We start from the raw sequence: 10,273 nt of genomic DNA on the forward strand, positions 1-10,273 counted from the left end.
ATCTTTATCGTTTAACCCAACAATAGCTAATGATGTCAAATAGCAGTACTTACCCATCTATGCGGCAGAATAGATCAGATTAATCACCAAGAGATACTGATTGAATTCTAATTTAGGCATAGCAAATATCTCTATATATTTAACATTATGACTATTAAGACATTAACACAATATAAGAAGAGTTGGGTTGTGGCAGAGTAGAATAGTAAAAGCCCTCTAATTAGAGGGCCTTAGGTCAATGACATTTCATGCAACTAGATGGTAATAATACCAATTGAAAAAGCGAACACGAGCATAATTAGCCCTACAATCCACAAGCCTAAAAAGCTATACCGGATATGTTCTTTAAGTTCAATCTCTGCTAATCCGATACCAAGGAAAGTGGCCGGAACTAGCGGGCTAATCAATAAAGCGAGGTTTTTACCAACAAGCATCGCGATGGCCATTGTTAAACCAGGAATATGGTAGTTTTTACCCACTTCAATCGCGAGTGGCAGCAACCCATAGAAATACGAGTCAGTGCCTAACATCGTACCCAATGGGAAAGCCAAAACACCCATAATGATGTGCAAATACTGAGCGATAGAGGCCGGTATAATGTGCAATAAAGGCACAGCCATTGCTTCTAACATACCCGATTTACTTAATACCCCAACCATAATGCCGGCAGCAAGCATCACAGAAGAAACATCAATCGCTGCTGGCGCATGCGCCATAACACGCTCTTTTTGATCTTTCATATTTGGGTAGTTGAGCAATAAAGCCGCACAGCACCCAACCATGAACACAAAATACGTTGGGAAAATATCCACCACTAGCACGGCTAGCATAATAGCCAGAATACCTAAGTTAGCCCATGCCAAACGAGGACGTTTTAAACGAGTCACTTCTTCGTCTTCATCCGCAACTTGAACTTTATGCTCAGCGGTTTCAACCAATTGAACGTTACCTGCGCCATGGAATTTCTTCTCACGCAGCGCCATGACAACAGCAAGACCGAGAGTGGCAACAATTCCTGCGCCTTGCAGAGGCAGAAGAATATGCCACAAGTCACCTGCATCCATCTTTAAGACAATCGCTTCACGCATAACCGGGCCGCCCCATGGAAGTAAGTTCATCACCCCCATGCCGCATCCGACAATCATCAGTAACAAATGCGGACGAATATTCAATTTTTTGTAGATAGGTAACATAGCAGGAACGGTGACCAATACCGTGGTTACTGTAGCCCCATCTAAATGAGAAAAGATACCAATAATGGCAGTGGCTAATGCGACAGCAACAACATTAGTCCCCGCTTTACTGACGAGCTTATTTACCAATCCATCAAACATACCCGCATCGGACATCACGCCGAAGAAAGTAACAGAGAAGATAAATAGCACCGCCATCTTGCTGGTTTTTTGAATACCAAAATTGATAAAACCAACCACTTCATCGACAGAAAATCCAGCTGCAAATGCAGCAATGACAGGAATGGTGATGAATACTACGACAGGAAGGGTTTTACTCTTGAATAACAAAAATAAAATGGCAAAAAGCATTAAAAAGCCACAAGTCGCCAATAACATACATACCTCGTTAACATCCGTTGTTATAATTTTTGAATGGCGGAGAGGTTAACACTGAATTTTTATATTATTTTTTTCAATCAAACGGAAATGTGAAGTCAAACAATTAAAAAACGCCAAATGTTTAATTTTATAGGCAAATTGTTAATTAAATGCTAACAAATAGTTTAATTGTATGGTTTATTTTAGCTATTTGAAGTACAAAAATCCATCAAGAGTAATTCTCGCTCAGTGAGAAAAACAGATTTCAATTGGATTATTTTTATCGTTCGTTAATATTTCATTGATAAGCTCTATAGTCGATAATGCGAAGTTGCCGGTAAATTAAGACATCGTATCCTCTTAATCATCTCCTCAAAACCAGTGTCATTTCGACACCACCAAGATGAATAGTTATGAATGATAAATGAATAAGTGTAAAAACACCTGTAATCGTTCGTATGTGGCCTCGCAGTTTTATCTGCTTTTCAATGACTTTAACAATTTATCTTTATACAAGGAATCCGCAAGCCTAGTTTGATAAGCTCGCGGATGTTCACCACTATAAGATGTTATCGAGTACGATTAGTCGCGGTTAATCGAAGATCCCGCTTCTTCAGAGGCCAATTCGTTGATATAGGTTTTTGCCCGAGTTGAATGAAAACCAACTCCTAAAGTAACAACAGTAAATAGCACTAGCATCAACACCATAATCCAGCCTGATAGTGTAAATAGGAAGGTATAGCCCGTTGTGACTGCAATCATACCGTAAGCAATCGCCCCTAACCCATTACCGATATCTAACATGTTATAGAATGTCGCACTGGCAGCACTGCTTTTATCTTCAGCAACACGAGTCAAGATTTGAGTTTGGAATGCTGGGAACAACGCTCCTAAGCCAAAACCGTAGGCAATAGAGCAGAGAATGAATCCGAATTCACCACTGGTATGCGCAATACCAAAAAATGAGACGAGAAATAAAATGATGCCGGGGACAATAACAAATGCAGGCCCTTGCTTATCATAAATGCGTCCTGAAAATAAGCGGGCAATACAGACACAAACTGTTGAAACTAAGAAGAAATAGCCAGGGCTCCCAATATGGTTTTGTTTAGCAAAAATCGAAACAAAGTTTAAAACACTTCCATAGCCAATACCAAAGAGCAGAGTCAAAAACGCAGGGAAACGAGCACCTTTAACGGCAAACTGATCGATAATGGAAACTTTTTGTTTTGCCGTACGATCATTAAATTGATAGTGACGGCTAAAATGACAAAAATAGGTCCAAACTAAGGCTACAATTTGGCACGCTAACGCGAAATAAAACACATAGTCATACCCATAATCTAACGCCAACCATAATCCTACAGCGGGGGCGATCGCCATTGCGACTGTGGTCCCTAAACCAAAATATCCCATGCCTTCACCTTTACGTAGCTTAGGAATAATGGTCGCCGCTAATGTGGCATAGAAAGTCGTTGCGACGCCAAAGCCAACACCATGGAGGATGCGGATCGCAAGCACACCGTTGACACTTGAGATCATGGCATAGCCAAGCGCACAAATTAGAGAAATAACGATACCTAAAAACAAGCACCCCATCGTTCCAAGCCATTGTTTAATTACATCGGATAACAGTCGAATAATGATGGCTGAAAACACAAAGATCCCCGCAACTAAACCGACTTCAGTTGCAGAACCGCCCATCTGGGAAACATATAGCGGTAATACTGGTAACAATAAGTGAAATCCGGCAAAGAAAATGCCGTTAGTAATAATTAACGCGATGAAGTTGCCACTCCACAGCGAACTATCGCTTATATCTTGACGTTCTGACATAATTTTTCCTTGCTAATAATATAGCGGCAACACACAAGGCCCCCAACCATTTGATGGTTCGGGAGAAATTACGTTTAGGTCAGTGAATCTAAGCGCTTGTTGACGTCGCTAATCATAGCTAATTAACAGTGATAATTTCGATTATGACCAGAGACATAATGCAGAGGATGCATTTATCTGATCACCAACAGCTATGAGCTGTATAGAATGGACGTATGACGCTGACATCACACGGGCATTATCTGCGGCTCAAGTATAGTCATTAATACTTATGGCCAACACTATGTAACAGCACAGGTTACGTAGCGAAAACACTCAACCAAGCGCACTTTTAATAGGTTCATACTTTACTAAAAATGATCAAAGTGTGCTTGATCGAACAGTTTTATTATCAGAACAGATAGAATGAAGGTCAATTTTGATTTTTAGAGTATTCACTTCCAATAAAATTATAGAACCCCCCCTTCATATTCGAGTGGTTAATGGTAATCATCGCCACAGACCAATTCATGAGCAACTTTAATCATATTATCTAGCATCGGATTGACACAATCTTGGCGCCACACCAACTGTAAATCGAGCGGTAATGATTTGAGATCGACTACCTCAATGACCGTTAACCCTGCTGGACATTCATTGATTGTCGAGCTAGGAACAATCGTACACCCAACTCCTGATGCAACCACCGATAACATAGTGACGCTATCATTACCGGTTTCAACGATATTCGGCGTGAACCCACATTGATTAAAATAGCCGATTAAACGGTCATAATAATTGGGGCTATTTTCTCTATCAAACCAAACAAAATCATAATCTCTTATGTCCGCTAAACACTGCGGCGGATTTGAAGCAATCTCTGAACATACAGGCGCCACCAGCACCAAATGATCTTGATATATTTTCAAACGGCCAAATTCTTCTCCCTCTGGCGGAAATATTAAGATACCGAGATCCATATTTCCTTCGCGTAAAGCGTTAATTTGCGGGCCAGATAACATAGTGTTGAGTTTAAGCATGACCTTAGGATATCGGCGTCTAAATTCTTTTAATAATCCACTCAGCTCCTTAACCCACAATAACATCACAGTGACGCCCATCCTTAACTCTCCCTGCATCCCCTTTTCTGTTTTAATCGCGTTATGCTTCGCTTCTTCTAAACACGATAAAATTCGTTCAGCGTCTTGCAAAAACACTTTTCCAGCCGGAGTTAAGGTGACACCACGCGCCTGTCTTTCTAGCAGTCCGACCCCTACAGACTCCTCTAATGAGCGAATCTGCCGGGTCAAAGCGGGTTGAGCAATATGTATTTTCCGCGCTGCAGCAGAGAAAGATAATTCACGAGCGACAGCAATAAAGTACCGCAGTTGTCTGATTTCCATTTCTATATTCACTCCATCCCATACCAATTCGGTATGGATAACTAACTTATTTAATATTTTTCATCTTGGTAACAGGATGTAACACTCATAACAGGCGTTAATTATCCGCCCCATACCGTGTAAGGAAGCACGTGAAATTAGACAAGGAAAGGCATATGGACGCATTTTTTGCACAGCATCATGATCAACTGACCCAGCTAAGAAAAGAGTTTCATAAGAATCCCGAGCTTGGTTTTGAAGAGTTTAAAACTTCCCAGAAAGTCAAAGAGATACTCACAGAGCTCGACCTACCGTTTGTCGATAACATCGGAACAACGGGTATTGTTGCAACCGTCAATGGCAAGCAGCCTGATAACGGTCGCCGAATTGGCTTAAGAGCTGACATGGACGCGCTACCACTGCATGAAAAATCACCTCACGCTCATCGTTCAACCAATGAGGGATGCATGCATGCGTGTGGTCACGACGGCCATACGACTATTCTAATTGCAGTGGCCGAATATCTTGCACAACACCGTGATTTTTCCGGCACGATCTACCTTATTTTTCAACCCGCAGAAGAAGGCCGAGGCGGCGGTGACGCCATGGTAAAAGAAGGCTTATTCACACGCTTTCCGATGGATGAAGTGTATGGTTTACATAATTGGCCTTATATTCCCGCTGGAAAAATTGCGGTACTTGATGGACCCGCGATGGCTGCTGGCGATCGTCTATCAATCACGGTTAAAGGGTTAGGCGGACATGGTGGGGCGACCCCACATTTAACGGTTGATCCCATTCGTATTAGTGCTCAATTAGTTACTGCGTTACATTCGATTGTCAGCCGCGAAGTCTCGGCAATGGATCAAGCCGTCCTTAGTTTGTGTGCCATTCAATCGGGAGAATTAGAAGCCTTTAACGTGATTCCTGATACCGCGCAAGTCAACGGTACCGTCAGAACGTTTATCCCTGAGGTGCAAGATCTTATGGAAGCCGCGATCAAGCGTACCTGTGCTGGAATCGCACAAAGTTTTGGCGCCGAGATCACCGTCGATTACGAGCGGATCATCCCTGCCACCGTCAACGATCCGGCATGCGCTCAGTTTGTACGCGACACGATCATTGATGAGTTTGGTAAGCAAGCTCTTGATCTAAAGACAAAACCAACCCTAGGAGGGGAAGATTTTTCCTATATGCTCAATCAAGTACCGGGGGCTTATATTTTCTTAGGCAGCGGACGCCATGAGCATGACCATCCACTGCATAGCCCGCATTTCGACTTCAATGACGCGGTTATTCCAATCGGAGCCAAATTACTGGCATCAACGGCAATAAGAGCGGTTAATCGCCAAGACTAAACAACCTGTTGTTTCTACTGTTCATTCATATGGAGGGAACCATGAAGAACCGTAAATATCCTATGCATCCTGTCATGATGCTCTACTTTCTTATCTGCACATTAGCCATGATCTGGCCTGGAGCGACACTGGCTAATCGTATTGAACCGATGATCTTGGGCTTACCCTTTTACCTCTTTTGGTATTTGGCGTGGCTGATGGTGACCTTTATCGGCTTAGTTATTTGCTTTAGAACGGAGGAAGACGACGCATGAATGGATCTTCAATGTTAATCACAGCAATTACTGTGGCCTATTTGATCGTCATCTTATTGGTGGGAATTTCCGCTAAACGGGGACAAAAATCAACACTCGAAAATTACGTAGCCGGCGGACGTAATGTCGGCTTCATTGTTCTTTTCTTCATCTTTGGTGCTGAGTGTTTTTCTGCTTCTGCTTTTTTGGGAACGCCAGGTTGGGCCTACAGTAAAGGCATGCCTGTTTTATACATCATCGCCTATCTCACTTTGGGTATTGTCGTATGGTGGCTAATGGGGCCGATTATCGCTAAATCTGGCCGTAAGAAAGGCTTATTAACCCAAGCTGAGTTTTTTACTGACCGCTATCCCAATAAAATCTTAGGCGTGTTTATTGGCATCATCAGTTTGTGCGCCATGATTCCCTATCTGACTGTACAAATTGCCGGTGCAGGCATGCTATTTGAAAGTGCGACTGGTGGCATTGTGCCGTTTTGGCTGGGTGCACTTGTGGCGACCGCCGTTGTCACTGTGTACGTTTTTGTCAGCGGATTAAGCGGGATAGGATGGACCAACTTATTACAAGGCATCATGATGGTCGCAATCGCTTGGTATTTAGGATTAGTGACACCAGAGCACTTCTTTGGCGGTGTGGGTGCCATGTTTGAACAAATCAAAGAGAAGGCACCAGAATACCTTACCATGCCAGGCGCAAGTGGTATGGGATGGGGAGCTTATTCAACGGCAATTTTGGTTAGTACCTTAGGCATTGTGATGTGGCCTCATATTTTTATGAAGTTCTACACAGCCGAAAGTGGCCGAACTTTAAAACGTGTTTTTGTTTTCTACCCATTATACGGAGTGATCATGGTGCCACTCATGTTCATTGGCTTTGCAGGTATTTTGGTCTTTCAGGGACAACCGCTAGCTAAAGCCGATGATGTACTACTTGAATTGGTCGTTAACCGAGTGGGATTTTCCGATTGGATCATTGGTATTGTTCTTTCTGGTGCATTAGCTGCAGCGATGTCTACTGCATCTAACCTTGCTCATACAAGTGCGTCTATTTTTGCTCGGGATGTATTGTACCCGCTGCCTAAATTCAACCGCATGAATGAACATCAAATGCTGCTTACTACTCGCATCGGTGTCATCATTGTCTCTATTCTAGCTTATGCACTTGCAATGGCGAAAATCCCAACCTTAGCGGCTTTGTTGCTTGCAGCATACGGCATTATCGTACAGTTATTCCCAATGCTCGTTGGCGCTTTATGGTGGAAAAAAGCCACAACACCCGCCGCTATTTCTGGTTTAGTGGTCGGGTCAATACTTGCCCTTTACTTTCAACTTTCTGGCAACAGTCCATTCGGTTGGAATGGCGGCTTTGTTGGACTGATTGTTAACACTATCGTTTTTGTTGCTGTTAGCTTAAAAGGTCATGCCACAGAAACAGCGCAATCTCCTATTCAAGATGCATAACTGCGATTAACCAACGAGGCTAGAAATCATCTAGCCTCTTTTTGTTTGCTGCTTCAAAAGATGTGTTAAGAAAGTGGCTTGCGTTCAATTCGAGCATTGATTTGCTGCATCACTTTACCAATAACGACTATTGATATTGCACCAACCAGAACTGGAGTGAACAGAAATGACCACGTTTGCCCTGTCATCATGATTAATAGCGGATTAGCACCTGCAGGTGGATGCGTGGTTTCTGTTACCAACATTCCACTTACCGCTAACGCCGTGGCACACCCCAAACTCATCGGAGACACACCGATAAATTGGACAAAAAGCAATCCAATAAAAGCCGTTAATAAATGCCCGAAAATGACATTTCTGGGCTGCGCCAGTGGACTTGCTGGCACACCAAAAACCAATACTGCACTTGCTCCAAATGGAGCCATAATAAACAACCACTGGGATTGCAAATCACTCGCAAAACACAACATGCTGATAGCAATAAAAGCTCCAGCCCCAGAAAAAATTGCCCGATGATATCTGTTCATCTCATGATTCCTCATTCTCTTACCCCAAGTAGACAACTCTGTCTCCCCTTCTTCTCAACAGAGTAGACAAAGTTGTCTACTCATGTCAAACTTTAATGAGTTTGAGTTTGGGTAACACGAAGAATATGAACGATAAAAAACAGCAACTCATAGACACAGCACTCGACCTGTTTTATCAACATGGTGTCGGCAATATTGGGATTAATGAGATCTTAAAAACGTCTGGAATTGCAAAAAAAACGTTATATAACCATTTTAAAAGCAAAGAAGATTTAGTACTGGCTGCTCTGCAACAGCGAGACAATCACTTTATCGATTGGTTGGATCGTATTCTATTAAATGGAAATTCAGAATATGAAAAAGTTCAATCACTATTTTATAACTTAACTGAATGGTTCCATGGGCGGGATTTAATTCTAGGTGAATTCAGAGGATGTCTATTTATCAATACTTCGGCACAATTTTCACAACCAGACAATGTCATCAGTCAATATTGCTTACTGCACAAAGAAAGAGTCAAAAAACATATTCAGTCGAGTGTAAACTTTACCAATAAGGATATTTTAGATTGGGTATGTATTCTAAAAGAAGGGGCAATTACGGCGGCGTATGTTTGCCATGATTTAAATGTGGCTGATAAATGTTTTCAGCTAATCTCACCACATTTAAATCATGAAAAAATTAAACATCATTGAGCTTTTACCATCCTTTGGTAAAGATTAATTAACAAAACACCGGCTAGGCTACCAACAACGTCAATAGCGATATCTTTAGTTTCTAAACCGTGGCTGTGACCCCAAATTTCACAAGTTTCATGGGCAAGAGGAATCAATACGGCGATAAAGGTATGCCAACGCCAGCCAATAGACGACATGGTCCAACTGATCACGCCACCAACAATCATAAAAGCAAGGAAATGCAATTGGAAGTGCCATGGCCATGCGAGCTTACCTACTTCAGGAATATACGCACCAGCAAATAAAACTAATAATACAGAGCCAAGCGCAGTGACTCGCCAAGTTGTTGAGGCTTGTAGTAAATGCATTGCAAACTCCTTTGTATTCTTTAAACAAGTTCACTATAGTCACTGCGTCATCATTCAGAGACAAAACTGTAACAATTAATTGTCAGAGTTTTGTTCATTTTTAAATCAGTTTATATAAGCAATTGATTCTTTATTTAAAACGCAACAATAAGTCGTAATAGTTATACTTAAATAAGTAAGAATTAAAATAATAAATATATTACTTCCATAGCTTCATAATAAATCTTAAAGACGACTGTAATTCTTCATATGTCGCACCATCACGAATTTCGATAGACAGTCCTTTAAGATAAGAATCAAATACCATGGCAAAACTATTCACATTGGTATCGGCAGGCAATTCTTGTTGAGCAACACCACGTTCCACACAATGAATAATGGCTAAACGTACGGCGTGCCTAGCTTGTGCAGAGACAACTTGGATTTCATGGTTTTCATCACAACAATTCAAGCCAGCTAACACCGTCATACACCCTTTTGGTGTCTGACTATCTAACTGACATTGAATCGTATCACTGAGCATTTGATATAAAGCGTCTCGAGCACAACTCTGGGAATCTTTGAGCGACTTTAACCATTCACTATTTAGATCCATATAGCGAGCAAGACATTCTTCAAACAGTTGTTGCTTGGAGCCAAAAGCGGCATAAAAACTCGCTGAAGAAATGTTACCAAGACATCCTTTGAGATCTTTTAAAGACGTTGGCTCATACCCCTTTTCCCAGAATAGGTGCATTGCCTTAATAACAGCTTCATCCCGATCAAAATTTCTCGGTCTACCGACTCGAGTCATTATGTGATCCTCTCATCTCTATTATTACCGCTTATATAAAAACCCGAATCATCTCTTAAATATATTAGTTGAAACTATTAATCAAT

10 protein-coding genes are annotated in these 10,273 nt (G+C 41.7%); 4 read left to right on the plus strand and 6 right to left on the minus strand.

Going from position 1 to position 10,273, the window contains the following annotated elements:
• Positions 1 to 254 precede the first annotated feature (254 nt).
• The 3 genes from F9817_RS06550 to F9817_RS06560 all read right to left on the minus strand — a co-directional run bounded on the left by F9817_RS06550 (position 255) and on the right by F9817_RS06560 (position 4,771).
• Positions 255 to 1,571 (minus strand): CitMHS family transporter, encoded by a 1,317-nt coding sequence (locus F9817_RS06550; RefSeq protein ID WP_161154151.1) that lies wholly within the window; start codon positions 1,569 to 1,571, stop codon positions 255 to 257.
• A gap of 564 nt (positions 1,572 to 2,135) precedes the next feature.
• Positions 2,136 to 3,389 carry an MFS transporter gene (locus F9817_RS06555; protein ID WP_161154152.1) on the minus strand — a complete coding sequence of 418 codons (1,254 nt, stop codon included), beginning with the start codon at positions 3,387 to 3,389 and terminating at the stop codon, positions 2,136 to 2,138.
• A 479-nt stretch (positions 3,390 to 3,868) separates the two neighbouring features.
• A complete protein-coding gene (locus F9817_RS06560; RefSeq protein WP_161154153.1) occupies positions 3,869 to 4,771 on the minus strand; it encodes a LysR family transcriptional regulator in 903 nt (300 codons plus the stop codon).
• A gap of 155 nt (positions 4,772 to 4,926) precedes the next feature.
• On the opposite strand from F9817_RS06560, the gene F9817_RS06565 reads away from it, so the two are divergent.
• Genes F9817_RS06565 through F9817_RS06575 form a run of 3 tightly spaced genes read left to right on the plus strand, consistent with a single transcriptional unit; the run spans position 4,927 to position 7,822 of the window.
• A complete protein-coding gene (locus F9817_RS06565) occupies positions 4,927 to 6,108 on the plus strand; it encodes a M20 aminoacylase family protein (RefSeq protein WP_161154154.1) in 1,182 nt (393 codons plus the stop codon).
• A gap of 41 nt (positions 6,109 to 6,149) precedes the next feature.
• A complete protein-coding gene (locus tag F9817_RS06570) occupies positions 6,150 to 6,362 on the plus strand; it encodes a DUF3311 domain-containing protein (protein ID WP_202436366.1) in 213 nt (70 codons plus the stop codon).
• The gene (locus tag F9817_RS06575) at positions 6,359 to 7,822 is read left to right on the plus strand and encodes a sodium:solute symporter family protein (RefSeq protein ID WP_161154155.1); all 1,464 of its coding nucleotides are present in this window, start codon (positions 6,359 to 6,361) and stop codon (positions 7,820 to 7,822) included. The genes F9817_RS06570 and F9817_RS06575 overlap by 4 nt, the downstream gene beginning before the upstream one ends.
• A 65-nt stretch (positions 7,823 to 7,887) precedes the next feature.
• On the opposite strand, the gene F9817_RS06580 is transcribed toward F9817_RS06575, so the two are convergent.
• Entirely contained in the window at positions 7,888 to 8,349 is a 462-nt protein-coding gene (locus tag F9817_RS06580; RefSeq protein ID WP_161154156.1) for an HPP family protein, read from the minus strand.
• Between the two features lie 125 nt (positions 8,350 to 8,474).
• Here F9817_RS06580 and F9817_RS06585 point away from each other — a divergent pair, with 125 nt between their 5' ends.
• Complete coding sequence (locus F9817_RS06585) at positions 8,475 to 9,044, plus strand: TetR/AcrR family transcriptional regulator (RefSeq protein WP_161154157.1); 570 nt, start codon at positions 8,475 to 8,477, stop codon at positions 9,042 to 9,044.
• Here the strand turns inward: F9817_RS06585 and F9817_RS06590 are convergent.
• Positions 9,038 to 9,394: a hypothetical protein gene (locus F9817_RS06590; protein WP_161154158.1), complete on the minus strand. Its 357-nt coding sequence runs from the start codon at positions 9,392 to 9,394 to the stop codon at positions 9,038 to 9,040. The two genes, F9817_RS06585 and F9817_RS06590, sit on opposite strands and share 7 nt — an antisense overlap.
• Before the next feature lie 199 nt (positions 9,395 to 9,593).
• Positions 9,594 to 10,187 (minus strand): TetR/AcrR family transcriptional regulator, encoded by a 594-nt coding sequence (locus tag F9817_RS06595; RefSeq protein WP_161154159.1) that lies wholly within the window; start codon positions 10,185 to 10,187, stop codon positions 9,594 to 9,596.
• Positions 10,188 to 10,273 lie beyond the last annotated feature (86 nt).

It is taken from the genome of Vibrio eleionomae (assembly GCF_009874545.1).
Classification (GTDB): domain Bacteria; phylum Pseudomonadota; class Gammaproteobacteria; order Enterobacterales; family Vibrionaceae; genus Vibrio; species Vibrio nitrifigilis.